The 20795-nt window shown below is 44.1% G+C and carries 19 protein-coding genes; 6 read left to right on the plus strand and 13 right to left on the minus strand.

What is annotated here, in order from left to right; all coding sequences use genetic code 11:
- Nucleotides 1-45: 45 nt before the first annotated feature.
- From E7X57_RS00625 to argC, 5 genes are read right to left on the minus strand one after another with little or no spacing between them, the layout of a single operon-like run.
- Complete coding sequence (locus E7X57_RS00625; RefSeq protein WP_135609504.1) at nt 46-1395, minus strand: ADP-dependent glucokinase/phosphofructokinase; 1350 nt, start codon at nt 1393-1395, stop codon at nt 46-48.
- Between the two features lie 9 nt (nt 1396-1404).
- On the minus strand, nt 1405-2865 hold the full coding sequence (gene pfkC, locus E7X57_RS00630; protein WP_135609506.1) for an ADP-specific phosphofructokinase: 1461 nt from the start codon (nt 2863-2865) through the stop codon (nt 1405-1407).
- A 36-nt stretch (nt 2866-2901) separates the two neighbouring features.
- Nucleotides 2902-4086 (minus strand): bifunctional ornithine acetyltransferase/N-acetylglutamate synthase, encoded by a 1185-nt coding sequence (gene argJ, locus E7X57_RS00635; protein ID WP_135609508.1) that lies wholly within the window; start codon nt 4084-4086, stop codon nt 2902-2904.
- A 10-nt stretch (nt 4087-4096) separates the two neighbouring features.
- The gene (locus E7X57_RS00640; protein ID WP_135609510.1) at nt 4097-4561 is read right to left on the minus strand and encodes a CBS domain-containing protein; all 465 of its coding nucleotides are present in this window, start codon (nt 4559-4561) and stop codon (nt 4097-4099) included.
- A 23-nt stretch (nt 4562-4584) separates the two neighbouring features.
- Complete coding sequence (gene argC, locus E7X57_RS00645; RefSeq protein ID WP_135610261.1) at nt 4585-5598, minus strand: N-acetyl-gamma-glutamyl-phosphate reductase; 1014 nt, start codon at nt 5596-5598, stop codon at nt 4585-4587.
- A 590-nt stretch (nt 5599-6188) separates the two neighbouring features.
- Here argC and E7X57_RS00655 point away from each other — a divergent pair.
- The 4 genes from E7X57_RS00655 to E7X57_RS00670 all read left to right on the plus strand — a co-directional run bounded on the left by E7X57_RS00655 (nt 6189) and on the right by E7X57_RS00670 (nt 9157).
- Nucleotides 6189-7073, plus strand: a complete 885-nt coding sequence (locus E7X57_RS00655) for a DUF1616 domain-containing protein (protein ID WP_135609514.1) — start codon at nt 6189-6191, stop codon at nt 7071-7073.
- Nucleotide 7074: 1 nt separating this feature from the next.
- Nucleotides 7075-8016 (plus strand): CPBP family intramembrane glutamic endopeptidase, encoded by a 942-nt coding sequence (locus E7X57_RS00660; protein ID WP_135609516.1) that lies wholly within the window; start codon nt 7075-7077, stop codon nt 8014-8016.
- Nucleotides 8017-8145: 129 nt separating this feature from the next.
- On the plus strand, nt 8146-8406 hold the full coding sequence (locus E7X57_RS12645; RefSeq protein WP_244603550.1) for a hypothetical protein: 261 nt from the start codon (nt 8146-8148) through the stop codon (nt 8404-8406).
- Nucleotides 8407-8728: 322 nt separating this feature from the next.
- Nucleotides 8729-9157, plus strand: a complete 429-nt coding sequence (locus E7X57_RS00670) for a nucleoside 2-deoxyribosyltransferase (protein WP_135609518.1) — start codon at nt 8729-8731, stop codon at nt 9155-9157.
- A 17-nt stretch (nt 9158-9174) separates the two neighbouring features.
- Here E7X57_RS00670 and E7X57_RS00675 read toward each other — a convergent pair whose 3' ends face one another.
- The 5 genes from E7X57_RS00675 to E7X57_RS00695 form a co-directional block, all read right to left on the minus strand.
- A complete protein-coding gene (locus tag E7X57_RS00675; RefSeq protein WP_135609520.1) occupies nt 9175-9777 on the minus strand; it encodes a TIGR00296 family protein in 603 nt (200 codons plus the stop codon).
- 22 nt (nt 9778-9799) lie between these two features.
- Nucleotides 9800-11044 (minus strand): phosphoglycerate kinase, encoded by a 1245-nt coding sequence (locus E7X57_RS00680; RefSeq protein ID WP_135609523.1) that lies wholly within the window; start codon nt 11042-11044, stop codon nt 9800-9802.
- A gap of 115 nt (nt 11045-11159) precedes the next feature.
- The gene (locus E7X57_RS00685) at nt 11160-12227 is read right to left on the minus strand and encodes a phosphotransacetylase family protein (RefSeq protein WP_135609525.1); all 1068 of its coding nucleotides are present in this window, start codon (nt 12225-12227) and stop codon (nt 11160-11162) included.
- A 49-nt stretch (nt 12228-12276) separates the two neighbouring features.
- The gene (acs, locus tag E7X57_RS00690) at nt 12277-14367 is read right to left on the minus strand and encodes an acetate--CoA ligase alpha subunit (RefSeq protein ID WP_135609527.1); all 2091 of its coding nucleotides are present in this window, start codon (nt 14365-14367) and stop codon (nt 12277-12279) included.
- A 99-nt stretch (nt 14368-14466) separates the two neighbouring features.
- The gene (locus E7X57_RS00695) at nt 14467-15009 is read right to left on the minus strand and encodes a dihydrofolate reductase family protein (RefSeq protein ID WP_135609529.1); all 543 of its coding nucleotides are present in this window, start codon (nt 15007-15009) and stop codon (nt 14467-14469) included.
- 238 nt (nt 15010-15247) lie between these two features.
- Between E7X57_RS00695 and E7X57_RS00700 the strand changes: the two genes are divergently transcribed.
- The gene (locus E7X57_RS00700; protein WP_135609531.1) at nt 15248-15811 is read left to right on the plus strand and encodes a flavodoxin family protein; all 564 of its coding nucleotides are present in this window, start codon (nt 15248-15250) and stop codon (nt 15809-15811) included.
- A 112-nt stretch (nt 15812-15923) separates the two neighbouring features.
- Nucleotides 15924-17663, plus strand: coding sequence for a chloride channel protein (locus E7X57_RS00705; RefSeq protein WP_135609533.1), 1740 nt, complete (start codon nt 15924-15926; stop codon nt 17661-17663).
- A gap of 83 nt (nt 17664-17746) precedes the next feature.
- Here E7X57_RS00705 and E7X57_RS00715 read toward each other — a convergent pair whose 3' ends face one another.
- The 3 genes from E7X57_RS00715 to cgi121 all read right to left on the minus strand — a co-directional run bounded on the left by E7X57_RS00715 (nt 17747) and on the right by cgi121 (nt 20762).
- Nucleotides 17747-19039, minus strand: a complete 1293-nt coding sequence (locus E7X57_RS00715; RefSeq protein ID WP_135609535.1) for a tRNA (N(6)-L-threonylcarbamoyladenosine(37)-C(2))-methylthiotransferase — start codon at nt 19037-19039, stop codon at nt 17747-17749.
- Nucleotides 19040-19050: 11 nt separating this feature from the next.
- A complete protein-coding gene (gene glpX / locus E7X57_RS00720) occupies nt 19051-20139 on the minus strand; it encodes a class II fructose-bisphosphatase (protein WP_135609537.1) in 1089 nt (362 codons plus the stop codon).
- An 89-nt stretch (nt 20140-20228) separates the two neighbouring features.
- A complete protein-coding gene (gene cgi121, locus E7X57_RS00725; protein WP_244603551.1) occupies nt 20229-20762 on the minus strand; it encodes a KEOPS complex subunit Cgi121 in 534 nt (177 codons plus the stop codon).
- Nucleotides 20763-20795: the final 33 nt, after the last annotated feature.

Raw genomic sequence — 20795 nt, forward strand, 5'->3', positions numbered from 1 at the left:
ATCCTGTCCTTGACCACCCTGCTTCATTAGATAAGCTTCAAGTAGTTATTGCCCCTCATCCACCCCGACCTCCAGCCACCTTAAAAAAGTAGCCGAAGACACCGTATCCCCAAGCCCCACCGTAGATACAGGCTTTTCACAGATGATTGTCGGCAGGATACACACCGAATAACCCCTGTACTCCCCGCATACACCGCCCTCAAGCTGTTCACCGCCGATACAATCCTGCAATTTGTTCAACTGATCAACTCCTTCTTCACTTCTGGCAAGACCACTCACCGATTTCTCAAGTTGTGATCGAACAGGCAGTTTTCCTGATGCTGCAAAGGCTGCTGCACACATCACACCGAATTGCATACTTTGCATTTCACGAATGGTACTGGAAGTTCCTTTCCTGAAAATGCTCATAATGAAATCACGGGTATGCAGGATGATCTTCTTCAGGCCCGTCGATAAAGCACATCTCACACAGGCATCCAGAATAGCACAGGCATCCATTTTTCGGATCATGTCCGATGGAACACCATGAAGTTCAGCAAGCATCACCAGTTCGTCCTCGTTCATTCCAATGCTATCCGCCGTACCGGCAAGTTCGGAAAAAATGGAAACACCCATATCCATGCTCATGAAATGACCTAGCTCAACATGTATCGGCAGATCAGGATTCCGTTCTTTCCAACCAATTAATTGAGAATGTGCCCTTTCAAAGCGCTCAGAATAACCGGAACCGTCAGGATAGCATTTCTGCAGTTGGTTGAAACCGGAAATGATCGCACCATCCATCTCGGCCACGTGCTCAAGGCTGTATTCTTCAAATTCAGGAGTGATGGTAAGTTCTGTATTGACATCATCATAAGTAGCAATGAAACGATTCTCCCGGGGTACGATTACATCAGTACCAAAAAAATCGAACTGGGTCCCACTGCTAAAATCAAAAACGAAATGGATGATCTCATTTGCTTCTCTGGAGAGTGGAACATCCTGTGGAACAGACTTTCCCGAAAAAACAATATTTTCCCCTGAAATCAATGGTTTTATAGATCCTATATCGCCAACCGCATTCATGACAACGTGCTCTGCACCCATATGGGACATGATGTTTGCCATTATGCCCGCGTTACCACCAAGGCGGATCTCACTCTTTTCATAATAACGGCTTTTCAGGAAATGGAAAACATCGTCCGAATAAATGAACCATTCCGCACCTGTTCCTTTCTGCATATGCAGGATCAGTCCGGCCACTAGATCAGAAAGTGACCTTATTTCACCCGGAGCATCGCATATTTTCCCGATCAGTTCATCTTTATCCACCAACTTCAGCAGATCAGACATCTCCAGCCCGGTTATCGTGTACAAAAAATCAATATTCACATTATATCCGCAAAGGACCTTCATGCAAAACCCTCATTTAAGCTTTGAAAGAAATGCCACAAAAGCAGTAGCTGATATCGCATCCCCTATTCCAACTGTGGCAACCGGTTCGCTTACGACCTTTGTCGGGACGACAAGTGCATCATAATAGGGAGTGCAAATACATCCGTTCTCGAAGTCCTCCATGCTTGACATTCCACTCCTCACAAGATGCTTTTCGAGCTTTTCAAGTTCTTTGTGACCTTCATCAGAAATGGGAACATCAAGACCTGACTCCGTACTTTCAAGAGAAACGATCTCACCATGAGATGCCTTTGCAGCTGCAACCGTTGATCCAAAAAGCAGGGCACTGCGGTGATCCTCAATGGACACCGGACAGTCTTTCGATACAAGACATATGTAAAAACCGAGGGAATGAATGTGTACCCTTTCAAGTTCAAGCTCCCTCAAAAGCTTCACCGCACCCTCATATAGTGAAATGATAGAATTCTCACCCTTATTAATTACAGAATAGGCCAGTTCCTCATAACCAAGAACATTCAGGGCATTTGCAACCTCAACGGTATCAAGGCCAAGAGAATGAACATGCTGTCGGACTATATGTTTTAGTATTGCCTTCCTGATAACCTTGTTCTGTATTGAGGTGAATTCCACGTGTATACGTATGTCAGGATTTCCTTCCTTGAGCTCTTCGATGACATTTACTGCCTTCCCAACATAATCCATGTAGGTTGAACCGTCCTCATACTCCTCTTTTATCATCTGGTAGCCTGCAAGTATAGCACCGTCAATGTCCGCCTGCAACTGAGGTATCCTCTCGTAAAGCTCAGGGTCCATCTCGATACGGATCCACTTTGGCCGGGAAGAGATGATCAGACGATTATCTCTTGGAATGACGAAATGTTCTCCCGCAAACTTCACCTCCATTCCCTTTGAGAATTCCAGTATCCAGTTGACCTTTGGACTGTTATCAGGATCAAATGCCTCTTTGGGATGCTTGAGAATCAACTTCCCGTCCTCCACAACAGGAAAAAGCAGGTTCTCAGAATCAACAAAGTACTCTGCCTGCTCCTCAGAAAGCCATGGTACATAGGTAATTACTTTCTCTATCCCCATGGATGCAAGAAGATTGGAGATAATTCCTGCCTGCCCGCCCATTCGTGCAGAATCAAAGACAAGATGATCAGTAAGCCAGTCATGTATGTCAGTTGTGTTCGTAGGTACCTCTGCAGCCTTACCATCGCGCATAGCGATGATAAGTCTTGCAACAAGGTCAGAAGGAGAATCTATCTGGCGCGGATATTCGAAAACCTTCTCCCGGACCTCTGAGATATCCACATTCATCAGCAAATGCTCAATATCCTCCGCACCTATGTGCTTGATGGCATCGATATTGCTGTTATATGCAACAAATATCCCCCTTACATTTCCAATAGACGAAAGAATGTCCTCATAGGACTTATGATAAATAGACTCCCACTCCCTTATTTCCATAAGATCACCTTCATTTAAAATGCCAGATCGGCCATTTTACGTGGTATATTCGGCATTGATCCTCACATAATCGTACGTCAGATCGCAGCCCCATGCTGTCGCACAGGAATCACCCATGTGGAGATCTACCTTAATAATTACCTCCGGGCTACCCATGATCGACCCCAGCTTTTTTAGCAGATCATTATCCTCTGATACGATCTTCCCGTTATCAACCAGAACTGCAGAATCCGAAATATTGGAAAATGCAAGCGATATCTTATCCTGATCAACATCCGCACCGGAATAGCCTGCTGCTGCCACAACTCTCCCCCAGTTAGGGTCCTTCCCGAAAACTGCAGATTTAACAAGTGGAGACCTGACAATAGCTTTTGCGACAAGTCTGGCGTCTTCCAGTGAAACTGCACCACTGACCTGTGCCTCGATCAGCCTTGTAGCACCTTCTCCATCTTTTGCGATCTGTTTTGCAAGATCCATCAGGACATGCTCAAGCCCCTGCTGGAACTCGTTCATATCAGGCTTTTTCCCGGAAGCACCTGTGGCTGTAAGCAACACCATGTCGTTGGTACTGGTGTCCCCATCCACTACCACCATATTGAAACTCTTATCCACAGCTTTTTTCAGGCAACTATCAAGAACATCGGTAGCAACTTCAGCGTCCGTGTATACAAAACCAAGCATCGTTCCCATATTCGGTTCGATCATTCCGGAACCTTTGCCAATACCACCAATACAAATGCCAGAACTAAGTTCAACAGCAGCCATCTTCGGAACAGTGTCCGTTGTCATAATAGCGCGTGCAGCATGGCTGTTTCCCTGAGGTGATGATATAAGTGAATCCACGACTTCATCGATGTTGTCTTTTATCCAGCCAACATCAAGTTTCCTTCCGATCACACCTGTGGATGCCACCCCAATAAGCTCACTGTCAACCCCAAGTTTTGCCGAAAGAACAGATGCCATCTCCCTGGCATCAGCCAGACCGTCCTCACCGGTAAAAGCATTTGCATTGCCACTGTTAGCTATTATAGCAGCCAGTTTTCCATTCTTTTGGAGCGCTTCACGGGTCACGACCAGAGGAGCAGCTATCACTTTATTTCTGGTAAAAACGCCTGCTGCATTCCCTTCGCCTACGATCACCGCAAGCCCCATCTTTCCCGGCTTGATACCGTAAGAACGTACACCTTTTACTGAACAGATCCCACCATCTATAATTTTCATTTAAATCACATTAAATACCTGCAAGACCGCGAATTATATCCCCACGTGTAATTATACCCACAAGCTTATCACCATCGAGCACCGGAAGCCTGTTAACTTTATGCTTTGTCATTAATCTGGAAGCATCTTCAACTGAACTATCAAGGCTTACCGTAAAAATATCTTTCACCATGATCTCACTGACCGGTTTTGAACCGACATCTGAAAGCATCTTCTTGGTATCCTCCCAGCTGATAAGTTCACGTATGGGTATCTCTATGACCTCAAATGGACTGGGAAGCCATAGACCGCCATGTTCAGGGATCTCCAGAAGTTTAAGAAGGTCAACTTCTGAGACAATGCCCATGACATTACTATCAGAGACCACAGGAACTCCGCTTATGTCCTCTTTCTTCAGCAACTGTGCAACACTACTGATGGAATCTTCAGGACTGCATACAATGACACTGCTGCTCATAATATCCTTTACTTTCATGATCATATCTCCTTTTTCATTATTTATGGTGAAGTTGCCGGAGTCCAGAGACCTGTGGTCTCATCAAGCCCACACATCACATTCATGTTCTGGATCGCCTGCCCTGAAGCACCTTTAACAAGATTGTCTATCGCTGAGATCACAACGATGCGACCATTATTAGCATCTACTTCAAATCCGATGTCACAGAAGTTAGAACCCCTTACAGCACCAAGGGACGGGATGTCATCCAGTACCCTGACAAAGGGTTTGTCCTTGTAGAAATCTGCATAAATGTCCCTGACATCTTCCACTGACAAGCTGTCATTTACGAAAAGGTGAGCTGTTGTAAGAATTCCACGAATGGATGGAATTACATGTGGCGTAAAACTAACATCCGTGAGTTTGCTGTCCAGGCGATTCAGTTCCTGGAAGATCTCAGCCCTGTGCCTGTGGGTTGTCAGCTTGTACGCCTGCACATTCTCTGCCATGTTAGGATAATGAGATGACAGTGTTGGATTGATACCCGCACCTGTGATCCCTGATTTGGAATCGAATATGGCCATTTTAAGAAGCCGGGCAGCAGCAAGTGGAGCTGCAGATAGAGTTGCCCCTGTGGGATAGCAGCCCGGATTCGCAATGAATGACTGTTCCTTTATTTCCGGATGGAGCTCCACAAGACCAAAGACCACATCCCTTGGATCAGCGTGTTCCATTCCATAGACATCTTCGAAAATATCGGTCTTCAAGCGATAATCTGCGCTCAGGTCAATTACCTTCACATCATTGCCAATAAGCTCAGGAACTATGTTCATTGCAGTTCCATGCGGTACTGCCACAAAAACAACATCACACCGCTCTTTGATCTCTTCCGGATCAAGATCTTCGAACTTAAGGTCAGAAAAACCACGCAGATGCTTGTGAGTATCACTTACAGCTTCCCCTGACAGACGGCGGGATGTCGCTGCCTCAATATTAACATTCGGATGGTTTAAAAGCAGGCGCATCAGTTCGCCACCTGTGTAACCGGAGGCACCGACTATTCCTGCATTGATCATATCGGTCATGCATTTATGTATAGTTCCAAGATTAATTAAGGTTGTTATTTTTACGAGAAATTAAGGTTGTTATTTTCACGAGATATTTTGTGAGAAAAAAACTGAAATATAGGTGAACAGAACAGTTCATGGATGAGGTTTAGTAAAAGAAGAAATTATTATTAAAGATTTGGTCTAAAAGTATCATATTAGCTTTAAGAACAGGAATATTCAAAATATTTCGATGAATATCAGAACGCATCTTGATATTCTATCGGATGTAAAAGCAATATCGTTCACCTGATTTGAAACTCCCACCACGGCAACATCCTAAGATTTGTATAAACTAATTCACTGAAACAAATACTAAACACATGTATTTATTTCAGAACCACCCACTAATATGTCAACTACTTTTGAGTCTGTTCTACACTGCATTAGTATTTTGGGACAGAATCGCATAAATATGTGAAACTATTTATTATGAAGAATCAAATAAAAGACTAGATATACAATTAAAAGTTAAATGCTGTGCAAAGCCTCCCATAAATAGATGTAAAGCACATAATATATTTACAAATGTGCTGCCACATAAACTGTTGAGAAATAAAATGTCACATAGGAATAAGATTCCCTCCGATATTCAGGTTGTCATAGCACTTGTTCTACTTACCTGCATATTCATAATGGTCCCCACTTTGAGCAACACACCCATACGAACTGCCCTGGGGCTTCCAATGATCTTGTTCTTATCAGGTTATGCATTGATAGCAGCACTTTTTCCAGCCAGAGATGATCTGGACGGAATCGAGAGATTCGCCCTTAGTTTTGGTATGAGTATTGCAGTAGTTCCTCTTATTGGCCTTGCACTCAACTATACACCATGGGGGATCAGGCTTTATCCCATACTAATATCACTTTCAGCCTTTAGTATCATAATGTGTACAGTAGCAGTGTTCAGGAGAAAATCCTTACCCGAAGATGATCAGTTTACGGTTCCTTTTCAGTCAGCATATGTTTCATTAAAAGAAGATATCTCAAAGAAACCGGAGAAAAAACTTGACTGGATCCTGACCATTCTTCTGGTGCTATCAATAGTGGCCTCAATGATAGCGCTTGCAAATGTAGTTGTTACACCAGAAGAAGGTGAAAAGTTCACTGAGTTCTACATCCTTGGACCTGAGGGCATGGCTGAAGGTTATCCCACAGACCTACAACTTGGTCAAAATGGTACCGTAATCATTGGGGTTGTAAACCATGAATATACAGATACAGAATATTCTATAGAGCTAATGCTTGATAATAATTCACAACTGATGGATACGGAATCACTTCACATAATCCTCCCACACAATGAGACTTGGGAAAAGGAAGTATCTTTTACACCAGCATCTGCAAATGAAGACATAAAACTTCAATTCCTGCTCTACAAAGATAAGGATATGACAGAACCATATAGAGACCTCCATTTATGGATTGATGTCAGGGAGATCTAAAATGGAGACTGAAGCTGAAGATTTTGTTGTAGAAAACGAGATATTTAGCAAAATAAGGAGGGCGGACCAATTCCAAATTGATCTTCTTGTTATAGCCATCCCTTCAATAATGATAATAATTGCAGAGATGTCATTCTTTACTGGTATGACAAAGTTCACGTTGTGGACACATTTGGTCCTGCTGATAACTTTAACATTCTCTACAATGATATTTAACGACAAGAACAAACAGCATATATTAAGTGCATTCATTCTCCTGTCCTTGCTAAGGATAGTCAATCTATCAATGCCAGTGTTCTTTGAGATGACACTTCATTCATATATATTGATATATGCGCCTCTGGCAATTCCGATATATATTTTTGTAAAGAACCAGAACCTTGGGATCTCAGACCTTGGAATTACCAGGAATATAAAGTACTATGACCTGCCTCTTGTTCTGATAGCAAGTGTTGTGATCGCAGCAGGGGAATTCCTCATCATCAAACCCAGCTATCTGATACCTGATCTATCATTATTGAACTTATTTAAATTATCGATCATAATGATTTTTTTTGTAGGGCTTATTGAAGAACTTATATTCAGGTCAATACTGCAAACGAAGCTTGAAGAAATGATAGGCAGGTATCAGGGACTTATCCTTGCAACTATACTTTTCGCAGTTATGCATTCCGGATATAGCACTCCATATGAAATAGCATTTGCCGGGTTTGCAGGTTTTATACTTGGAACCATTTATTTAATAAGAAGAAATCTGTTACTTGTGACGATGACACAGGGATTGGTGAACATACTACTCTTTGGAGTACTACCTCACATAGTAATTCCAAAATTGAATACTTCAGGGTTAGCCATGGAAAATACCAAGTTGATAGTTGGATTCATATTTTTGATCATATCAATCGTTGCAATCGGATTCATTGAATTAAGAAAGAAAAAATGATCCAAACCAAAACATTCCCTTTGAACTATCTTAATATAAGTTCTGCTTCAATTAATGGTCAGACTTAGAAAAGCAAATATAATTTCATAACGTCCTTATAAATACTAATAATGTTTTAATTAAGGGAGAGTGTCGCAAATTCTAACGAGCATAATTCCAGCTACTGGTGCTGTATCATCAACTGTAGTACTAATGATGACAGAGATAGGATTGCATGAATATGACATACTAACAGTTATTGTTCTTATATTTCTACTGTCTGCAAAGGAGATATTATCTGCTTCAAAGTACTGGACAAAATCGTTAGGTACATCCCTTAATATGAGTATACTCACACTTCTCGTAGTCTTTGCAAGCATTGTGATCTTCAAGATAACAGAAATAATTTAAAATTATATCAAAATAGCAGAAAAAGTTATTTCCTTTCAATTTTTCGACTTTTTAATTTGTTTCTTGTTTATGGAATCTTGAGAAATATTCCCTGCAAGTACATTTTCAAATGAATTATCAAGAATCACTTCAACCTTATTTTCAACTGAAGTTCAACTTCATTGAAAAACATACATTGTGAAATGAAAGTGGATCAATTACATCAAAAACCATCGGAAATAGAGTTTATAAACAACAATTCAACTACAGTTGAAGTCTCCAGAATGATTATGAATCTTAACTTACATTACGTAGAGGGCAGAATCAAGTCAAGGGAGATAAAATGAGCATAACTAAAAGAATATATCTTGCAGCGCCCCTGTTCTCTGAAGCTGAACAGGAATTCAACAAAAAGCTGGAAACTGCACTGGAAGAGCTTGGATTCTCGGTCTTTGTGCCTCAGGAGGACTCGAACGATACAGAAGCAGCAAGAGAGGATATGAACTCCGGTAATATCTTCAATCTGAATGTTGAAGCCATCGATGACTGTGACATAGTCGTTGCTGTTCTTGATGGCGGCACTGATGTGGACTCAGGGACTGCATGGGAGATTGGCTACGCCTATGCAAAGAGCAAGACAGTAATAGGCATTAAGACCGATTTCAGAACACTGGGACCTGAAGGTCTTGTAAACCTTATGATCGGAGAATCTGTTGATGAGCTTGAGACCAGCTTCAAAATCCTTCTGAAAACAATGGAAAAATACAGTTAAGAGGACTCTAACCCTCTTCACTTACAACATGAATTGAACTTTTCTTCTTCAATGTCGCCCCGCGGGCTCATCTCTTTGAAGATCTGTCCTTCAAACCAATACATTTGTGCACTTGTAAGCCAGGCATCGTGCGACAGACCAGCCTTTAAGCAGGTATGGCTCAAAAAATCAATAGCATCAAAATCGTTTTCAGGTGCCACCTGTGGAAGCAACAACCCCTGGTATGGACCGTCCTTAGCAATAAGACCGTGTCGACCTATTTCGATAACCTCAGGAAGCTTTTGCGGAGGCACGTCGATAAGTTCAGGTTGCGTCAGTACAGTTACCTCCACAACAATATCATCCATCTCAGAGATATTCACTGCAGGGAAGCGAGGATCCCTTGTTGCTGCCGAAATAGCAGAATCAATGATAGCATCATTCAAAGGTGAGTCAGGATATGGATGACCGATACAACCCCTTAGTTCACCTTCTATTGTCAATGTAACAAAAACACCGCGTAATTCATCGAAAACTTTCGGCAGTTCGGATACATGCATTTTCTTGCCGCTCCTAAGGAACAGTTCGATCGTATCCCTTGCGAGACCTACAGCCTTCTTACCTTCGGAATCACTGAGCATATTCAACCCCCCCATATCACATTCATTCAATGTCAAGATATTTCCTTGCAGCCACTTTCAAGGCTTCTATACCGGGTAGTGCATCCCCGGCAAGGAAATCGATACATGCACCACCGCCGGTACTGATATGTGAGAACTTGTCCTGATAACCCATATTGCGCACCTCAGCAGTGATATGACCGCCGCCAGCAATCGAGTATTCGGCATTCGCTGCAGCTTTTATGATCTCAAATGTGCCGATCTCAAATCCATCGATCTCCGAAACGCCTGCAGGACCGTTCAGGACAACTGTCTTTGCATTCTCGATCTCACTGGAATATGCAACAATGGTCTCAAGGCCAATGTCATTTATCGGAAGGTTCCTTGAACCAACTTCTTCAATGCTAACATTGACCCGGTTACCCTTATCGTTCAGTGCAGCATCGCGAGGCAGGCCGATCTTTCCATCAAAATGATCAAGGACCTGTTTTGCTTTATCGATCTGGTCCAGATAACCCTGGGATTCGATGAATTTCATATTGGGTTCACCAATATCAACACCTGATGCAGCAAGCATGACGTTTGCCACAACACCTGTGACCAGCACCCTGTCAGCACCGCCACTGGAGAGAACGTTCTCTGCAACTTTGATGGAATCATCCACTTTTGCACCCCCAAGTACGAATATACATGGACATTCATTCCCTTTCAAACTCTTATCAAGAGCTGTGATCTCTTGCTCCATCAAACGTCCAGCACCACTTGGAAGCAGCCCGGTAAAACCAACGATGGAGAGTTGTGACCTATGGGATACTGCAAAAGCGTCATTAAGGAAAATATCAAATAGTGGAGCCAGTTGTCGTACCATGTGAGTACCCTGCTGCTCGCTTACAGGCCTTTTCAGGGACTCTTCCGAATAGAAACGCACATTCTCAAGAAGTAGAACATCACCATTTTCCATTGCCGATATCCTTGACCTTGCATACGTGCCAAAGATATCATCAATATAGGTCACCTTGCGACCAAGGTGCACGGACATTATCCGCGCATGTGCCTCCATGGTAGAAAAATCGTTCTTCCCGGGCCGGCTCTGGTGGGCAAGAAGTACTACCTTTGCGTTCTCAAGGGCCCTCAGAGTAGGAATGTGGCTATTGATCCTCATGTCATCAAGAATGCCACCCTCCGGATCCATTGGAGAATTCAGGTCAACCCTCACAAGAATTGTTCTATCCTCAATGTCAAAATCGTCGATCGTGAGAAAATCTTTAGCAGTCAAGGTATTCATCACCAGTATCAATATTTGGATTAGTAAGATAATTTTGTTTTAAATCGAAACGAATGCAATGCACGACATTATATACCAATTTTATATTTATCTATATCCATCTGAAATATTCCAGATCTCATAGACCTATAATTGATAACAAGCTATTAACGTCCACATTATTCTCGATAAGCTCAACCATGCGACCGAGTTTATGCTCTTTCCTGAATCTTGCATGCCCGATCAGGCTTTCCATCCTACCTATGGTAGACATGGTATCACCTCGAACAAGTATTACAGGAATTCCTGCTTCGTCCGCACTTCCCAGCACCGCGCCGCTCGGCTGGAGATTGCCGGTAAGCACAAGACATTTCACACGTGCTTCAATGGCAGCCATCTGAATATCTGCCCTGTCACCACCGGTAATGACAACTGAACCAGGATTGCGTCGGAAATACTTGATAGCCGAGTTAACCTCCATTGCACCTACAAGATAGTGTTCCACAAGCTCTTCAAGGTGCTCTGAACCAGCAAGGACCTCTGCATGCAGATCTTCAACTATCTCGGAGAGAGGAACTGAACGAAGTGTTGAGTCTTTTGGTAAAACACCAACGACCTTGATGCCCTTATCCTCCAGGAAAGGAACAACCAGTTCGCAAACATACGTCATCTGCCCCTCATCGACCTCGTTGAGTATAACGCCTGCAAGCATATCAGGATCATTTATCAACTTAATATCACAGAGGATTCGGTCCACAGCATAGACAGAATCATAGCGCGTCACCAGAAGCATCTTTGTTCCAAGTATAGAACTTACCTGAGGATCAGAAAGACCATACATCGCGCCTCCCCCAATGCCACCTGTACCTTCAATGAGAACGACATCCTTGCCTTTTGAAACTTCAGAGAATGCATTGGTAAGAGTTCTATCGAAGTGCTTCTCAACGCCTGCAAGAGCATCTTCCGCGAGGTTGTCGGTCAGCAATATAGGAGTGATATGATTTATATCATCTTTCAGGTCGAAGACCCTGCGCATCTGTTCCGCATCCTCATCGGAGAGGACACCGTTAACATCCACCAGCATGTTACCTATCGGTTTCATATAACCGACAGAATAACCCTTGTTCTGGAGGATGATACCAATTCCCGTACAAAGAGAGCTTTTACCCGAGTATTTTTCAGAGGAACTTATCAATATAGATGCCACAATTACCACCTTTGTCTTTCAATTATCTCAAATGTCAATGTTAGCATGTTCATTCACTCCCGAGGGTCAGCCTGATGTCCATTGCAACACAACCCTGCCCTTCAGGCAGCACCATCAGAGGGTTGATCTCAAATTCAAGGATCTCAGGAAAATCTATAACGAGTTGTGAAACCCTGCAAAGGGTATCAACTATTGAATTAAGATCAGAAGGGCTCTCACCACGCACACCTGCAAGTATTGGATAGGTCTTGATCGAAGAGAGCATCTTTCGGGAGATATCCTTCCCAATCGGAGCAACACTAAAAGATACGTCCTTAATTACTTCCACATAGGTCCCCCCGAGGCCGAACATTAGCAGAGGACCAAACTGTACATCCCTGTTCATGCCAATGATCACTTCTTTCCCACCTGTGATCATTTTCTGTATCTGCACACCGGATATAACAGCATTTGGCATGTATCGCCTTACATCCGACATCATGGTGTGATAGGCCCGTTCAACATCATCCCGGTTCTCCAGGCCAATGCGAACACCACCGACATCGGTCTTGTGGGAAATATCAGCGGAAAGTACTTTCATTACAACAGGATAGCCTATCTCCGCACAGGCATCGATCGCTTCCTGCAAGGTCTTCACGTTGGAAGTTCCCACAATGGGAATACCATATGCCTTCAGTATATCAAAGGATTCCAGTCCAAGAGTATGCCTGCCCTCAGAAAGTGCTTTCTTCAATATCGAAGATACTACATCCTTATCTGCATCGATTTTCTCGGGTTCAAGGTAAACGCGTTTTTTTATCACACCATAGTTGCACAGCGCTGCCATGCTTGAAACTGCCCTTTCCGGAAAAGCAAAGTTCGGTATATGATTCTGATCAAGTATGTCCTCGCCTTCCTCGATCCTGGTGCCACCGACAAAACTGCACAGGATAGGTTTTCTTGAGGAAACGGCCTTCTCTGCAACTACTTCAGCGATATTCTTAACGTCCGTCATTGCCTGTGGCGATGTCAGTACGATTATGCCATCAACATTTGGGTCATCAAGGATCGTTTCAAGTGCATACCCGTAGATATCCGGATGTGCGTCACCAAGTACATCCACCGGATTGTAGAAATTCGCTGCAGGAGATAACTTCTCACGAAGGCGATCTATCGTAGATTCATCAAAAGATGACAGTGAAAGACCTGCATAATGGCAGGCATCGGCTGTCAGTATGCCTAGTCCACCAGCATTGGTAACTATTGCAATGTTCTTTCCATCCGGCACTGGCTGGCTGGAAAAAGCACGTATGTAGTCGAGCATCTGCTCAACGGAATCAGCCCGCATCACACCGCTCTGCGCAAATGCTGCATTGTAGGCCTCATCTGAACCCGCCAGCGTACCGGTGTGAGAAGACACTGCTCTTGAACCTACTGCAGTCCTACCGGATTTTACCACAACGATAGGCTTCTCGTGCGATACCTCGCGGGCGATCTCCATAAACTTTGGCCCGTCCTTCACACCTTCAAGATAAGCTGCTATTACCGAAGTTCTATCATCGTCAGCCATCTCCAGCAGGAAATCGTTCTCTGAAAGGTCTGCCTTGTTCCCAAGACTGATGAATTTTGAAAATCCGACCCCTCTGGAATCTGCCCAGTCAAGCGTAGAAGTGCATATCGCACCGGACTGTGACATCATTGCAATATTACCTTTCTTTGCCATGGATGCAGCAAAGGAAGCATTCAGACCGGAACCGGTGTCAATGATACCAAGACAGTTGGGGCCGACCATTCGCATCCCGTACTTGCTGACGATATCAGCACATCTTCGTTCCAGTTTTGCTCCTTCGATACCCGACTCCTTGAAGCCTGCGGAGATCACGACAACATTACTTACACCTGCAAGACCACATTTTTCCAGTGCATCGGGAACCATTGCTGCAGGCAGGACAACGACTGCAAGCTCTGCTGCATTTGGAGCATCCAGAATGTTCGGATAACAGCGCAGGCCAAGGATCTCATCCGCCTTCGGATTTATAGGAATGATCTCCCCCCTGTAGCTCTCGATCAGATTATCAAGTACCGCCCGCCCCACTTTGCCCTTAGTACGGGAGGCACCAATTACCGCCACAGATGTTGGTTCAAATAATTTTTCAAGCATTGTTATACCTGTAATTTTCTACCTAATATTGAAGATAAAGGTAGATAATGGTTTTTATTAGATATTGCTTAAAATATTCAATGAAGATGGCTTATCGGTTCAGGAACCATCAACTACTGTGTAATGCAATTGCACCATTCCCTTTTGATAGCTACTTACATTCAGAAGTTCCAGTTTTGTTTCACCTGAACCCTCATGGAACAGAGGAAGACCATCGCCCAACAGGACAGGCATAATTCCAATAATGATCTCATCGATCAAACCGGAACTTAAAAATTCACTGACCACTGCCCCTCCGCCCAATATCCAGATATCCTTTTCCGTACTGGAACCAATCTCATCAACGAGCTCATCGATCGGAGATTTAGTAAAGCTTACAGTATCAGTATCATTAAATTCATCACTGCTGGTCAGAACGAAACTGGGAATTGATCCATACGGCCAGTCGATATCAAAGGACATTATCATTTCATATGTTTTCCTACCCATGATAATAGACCCGATGCCCTCAAGGAAACTTTCATAAAAAACATAATCGGGATATTCTACAAGCCAACCAATATCCCCGGACTTGGTGGCAATATACCCATCCAGGCTCATGGCAATGTACAGGATCTTTTTAGGTTCCGTCTTTTCACCCATAATAGAGTTATCTCCGTTAATGCTGTTCACTAAAATCTTATGATATAACAAAGCACAATTGCAATACAACATCAATACAATAACTATAGTACATCACGCTCTCTAAGCTTAAGTAATGGACTAATTCACCAGATTGACTTCTATAAAAACTATTAATCAACAGGTTTAAGAAGTTACAGCCCGGAAACGGTACCCAAATACTAATAATACCGCACTAACTATGCGTATCGGTGATCATATGAAGATACTTGGAATATCCGGAAGCCCTACAAAAGAAGGCAACAATGAGAAGATCATAAGCGTAGTTCTTGAGATAGCAGGAACAAAAGGTTTTGAAACAGAAAGCATACTGCTCTCCGAAAATAAGGTCAGCCCATGCATCGCATGCGGAACCTGTTCACGCGGAGAGAAATGTCCTATCAATGATGACATGCAGGACATATACACCAAGCTTGCAGAAGCAGATGCTATCGTGTTCTCATCACCGGTCTACTTCGGCGGAATGACAGCACAGCTCAAAGCACTGTTCGACAGGAGCGTCCTTCTCAGAAGGCAGGGATTCCAGCTCAAAGGCAAGTTCGGTGCAGCTATGGCCGTTGGTGGATCACGTAACGGCGGACAGGAAAAGACAATCCAGAGCATCCATGACAGCATGCTCGTCCACGGCATGATGCCTGTTGGAGACGGTGCCCACTTTGGAGGCATTGCACAAAAACCGGTGGACGATGATGAGATCGGAATGAAGACGATCATTGACACCATCGAGAACCTTTGTGAGACGCTGGAAAGACTGGAAGCCTGAACAAGCGTTAACTATTCAACAATCGTACAAAAGAACAGGTAAGTCCTGTTCTTTTTGATCTATTCTTAATGGCTCTTCCAAAGAACCATTTAGTGTTTTTAAGAGGCGCTTCTTGAACAACAGGTTCTCAAAATTGAACATAAAGGATGCAATATTCAGAAGACTGCATTCAGAACCAGGAATCTCAAATAATCTGGCAGTACTGATAGGTATCTTCACAGGCCTTACTATCGTTGCATATGACCTTTGCCTGAAATATGTGGAAGGTCTGTTCTGGAATGGAGAAATTTCAGGTCAATATTATGTGATATTTATCCCTGCAATTGGGGGGTTGTTCGTCGGGCTCGTGACCCACCTCTACAAGGACCTGAAACGATGCAATGTAGCTGAAGTTATCGAAGGCACTGCATTACACGGAGGAAGAATTCGGATACGTGAAGCTTTCCGGGAAGTCCTTCTGTCCATAGTATCCATAGCAACCGGAGGTTCCGTAGGAAAGGAAGCACCCGGAATACTTGCCGGAGCAGGTATCGGAACCATTTTTGCAAAAGCTATCAATGCGCCCGACAACCGTTACAAGATATTTCTTGGCTGTGGTGCTTCCGGAGGCATAGCTGCTGCATTCAACGCTCCTCTTGCAGGAGTTGTCTTTGTCGTAGAAGTGATATTTGGAGAACTTGAAACAAAGACTTTCATACCCATTGTACTGTCCTCGGTCTTTGCAACACTAGTTGCAAACCTCATTTTCGAAGTACATCCAATAGAAGTTTCCTATTACGGGCTTGTAGACCCCATCAGGGAATCCGGTCTTTATCTTGTTCTGGGCATCCTTTGTGGTATTGCTTCTGTTATACTGATACGAACCCTTTACATCACCCATGATACCTTCCGGAAGATCCCGGTACACCCGGCATTTAAACCAGCCATTGGCGGACTTTTTGTAGGTATCATCGGATACTTTTACCCACAGGTCAGAGGCATAGGATATGATGTGATCACAGAAGTTCTGGCTAATAATTTCACACTTCAGTTGCTGCTGATACTTCTTGTCCTTAAGATCCTGGCCTTTTCATTCACCATTGGATCAGGAAATGCAGGTGGTTCCATCGTTCCTTCTATGTTCGTAGGCGCTATGCTGGGTGGTGCATACGGAACTATCGTGCATCAGCTTTTTCCCGCAACTACCGCCGTTTCCGGAGCTTATGCACTTGTAGGAATGGCAGCAACCCTTGCTGGAACTGCGAGGGCACCTCTAACATCCATGCTGATCCTCTTTGAGCTCACAAAGGACTATAATCTGATCCTCCCACTGATGTTCGCCTGCGTTGTAAGTAACTCAATATCAAATGGTCTTCACGAGGAATCCATATTCACAGAAGTTCTCAAAAGACGTGGATTCACAATTCGCCGGGGAAAAGAGATCAACGTAATGGAATCCATGCTTGTAAGAGGCAATATGAGATCCGATGTCCATACGATCTCAATGAACGACACTGCAAAGGACCTTCTTAACCTCATGCAATCAAGCCGTCATGCAGGATTCCCTGTCCTTGACGAAAATAAAAAACTACGAGGCATTGTCACCCTGGAAGATATGCGGGAAAAAGTGAATTATGGAGAACTTACCACAAAGATCAGTGACATTGCAACCCTTGATCCTGTAGTGGCATATCCCGATGAATCACTGGACGTTGTCCTTAAAAGACTTGCAATGAAGGATATCGGAAGGTTGCCTGTGGTGTCCAGAACTGATGAAACCGAACTGCTGGGAATAATCACAAGAAGTGATGTTGTCAAATCCTATAACAAAGAAATAGTCAAAAGCGTTCACGAGAAGGATGTTCAAAAATGAAAAAAGTACGGTCAGCCAGTCGATAAATAGATCGATCAATCAATCAATCAATCAATCAATCAATCAATCAATCAGTGATCAAATTAATCTACTAACCTTGCAAGGAAATATCCTGATGTTGTATCGTAGATCTCAACATTGCATGAACTTCCAGGCTGAACGGAACCTTCCGGAATTACGACAGGCTTATAGGAAGCTGTCCGTGCCATCACTCCTTTTACCTTTGCATCCATAGATACGAAAACCTCACCTTTCCAGCCGACCATTTTTTTCTTTGATCCTAACTTGATCTCATCGCATAGACGGTGAAGTCTATTGGACCTATTCACAACGATCCGGCTGTCGATATTACGATATTCAAGTGCCTTTGTCAGAGGACGTGGGGTATAGCGGGATATGTTCACCTTATCCGGCCTGATGTCCTTTACCCATTCAAGTGTCCTGTCGAAATCATCATCGGACTCCCCGGGATAACCGACAATTATATCAGTAAATATTGTAAGTTCCGGGAAGACTTCCTTAAAGCGTGAGATGATGTCGTTGGTTTCTTCTATGGTGTGGAAACGATTCATTTTTTTCAGGACAGCATTCGATGCAGACTGTATCGGCAGGTGAAGTATCTTGTATATTTTGTCCGACCTGAAAGCCTCGATAAGATCATCGATTATAGGTGTCACTGAAAAAGGATTCATCATGCCTACACGGACCTTGAAATCACCGGGGATCCCCACGATACGTCCCAGAAGTTCCGGCAGCAGTACATCCCTGTCAGTACCATACTGGCCGTTGTCCTGCGAGGTCAGCCAGATCTCACGGCATCCTTCAGAAACTGCCATGCGAACATCCTCAACTATTGAATCCGCATCAAAGGACCTTAAGCTGCCTCTTGCAATTGTTACGATGCAATAAGCACAGCTGTAATTGCAACCCTGTGATATCTGGCAGATGTGAATATTAGGATTGAACCTTGAATGAGCGGTCTTAAGGAAACCTTCCGGTTCGGTACTTAGCAGTTGTACCCTTTCATGTGAGCCGCCACTGCGGGAATCTTCGATGACATTCAGGACCTTGCCGATCTTTGCAATGGAATTAACGCCAAGGATATGTGCATCAGGGTTCTTCTCAAGTATAGCTTCCAGTTGAACCTGTGGCATGCAACCGGTAACGACCACATCTATGCCCTTATGCCCGAGATCCTCTATCCTGAAGAGGATCTTCTGCTCAGTTGCATACTTCACAGTACATGTGTTGATAACGACAACATCGGCATCCTTTTCATCAACAAGCTCATGCCCAAGATCCCTGACCGAAGCGATCATGATCTCGGATGATGCCTGATTTGCCGAACATCCATATGTCAGGACATGTACTTTCATTTTTTAAAAAATTACATACGAAGCGGAGTGTCCTCTTTGTCCCCGATGTAGATGGAATCGGTGAACTTCACAACGCCGGAACTTCCCATAGATATGCTGTTCACCCTTGCATCGCCGCCACCAAAGAGGTTAACCTGATGCAGGAACTGACCCGGTGTGATACCTGATGCTGCAAAGATAACATCCTTGCCGGGCACAAGTTTATCCGTGTCAAGTATATCATTTATGTTCTCTTCGGTGATACCCATGGTCCTGAGCCTTGGCATTTTCTCTGCCTTTTCCTTTTCGATCTCTTCATCAGACATTCCGTTAGCAACCGATGGGAGGACAAGCCTTGCAAGGACCTTGCCGCCGAGTATCTTTATGGCAGAGGCCGTAAGGACTGCCTCACCTGAACCGCCTGAACCCATGACAACATGCACACCTGAACCTCTGATAGCCGTTGAAACACCTGGCATCAGGTCACCGTCAGTAACAAGGCTCACACGTGCACCGGTTGCACGGATCTCCTTGATCTTGCTCTCGTGGCGTTCCCTGTCAAGGATGACTACGACCAGTTCCTCGATGTCCCTGTTAAGTGCCTTTGCAACGATCTCAAGGTTCTTCGCAACAGGAGCATCAAGGTCGATCTTCTCATCGGGGTGTTCCTTCTCATATTTTACGACCTGGGAACCCACCACGATCTTATCCATATAGACATCCGGACCGTGGAATAATCCACCGGGTTCTGCCATTGTCATAACTGAGATCGAACCGGGAGTCCCATCCGCAGTAAGGTTCGTTCCCTCAAGCGGATCTACAGCGATATCCACTGCAATATCACCTTCACCGGTACCGACTTCCTCACCAATGTACAGCATAGGAGCCTCATCGCGTTCTCCCTCACCGATCTTGATAACACCTTTGAAATCAAGACAGTTCAGCATCCTGCGCATGGCTTCCACAGAAACGTGATCGGCATAGTTCTTGTTTCCTCTTCCCATTTGATAGGAAGCGGCAATAGCTGCAGCCTCTGTAACGTGAACGAGGCTGGGTAACAAGGCAGTCTCAATAGGGCCTGCACTTTTCATCATGTTTTCTGCTGTCTTTGGGTGAGGCAAAATATCATCTCCAATAAATGTATGTAGCTGACTAATGTTCCAAAGTTATTAATATTTTCCACCGGCTTCACTTTTCTGCCTGAGTACACTTATTTCAGGACATCCACAAGAGCAACGCGTTCCAGTACCAGCTCAGGGATCATTTCATCTCCCACAGCGGCAAGCTCATCCCCGGTGATGCAGAACTGTGAAACGATAGCATCCTTTTTGGAATCGGAATAATCCAGTACCGATGAAGGTCCCAGTGACCCGGAAAGACTTTCCACAGCGCTTTCTACTGAAGCAGTTTCCCCGATGACAATGAATAACACATTCATCTGCCCTTCCGTAAGACCAATTGAAAAAGCTTCCCCGATCTGCCTCTTCCCGGAAGCGTAGCGCATAATCTCAACGCCAATATCCTTGGCCACATTTGTACCGTTGTCCATAGAACGCATGGCTTTTTTGATGGCACTGTCCACATGGCCCTTACCTGCGACCTTGTCTGCATTGATCCCCTGTATGATGACATCATGTTCTGATGCCATTGTGGAGAGTCTCCCCAGATATGAGCGCAGATCATCAATGAAAAGTGAACCTTCTACAAGCCGGATATTCATAGGTGTAAGGGATGATATTTTCATTCAATAAGTATGACGGTCGGGACCACGAAATGA

This window comes from Methanococcoides sp. AM1 (assembly GCF_900774055.1).
GTDB lineage: Archaea > Halobacteriota > Methanosarcinia > Methanosarcinales > Methanosarcinaceae > Methanococcoides.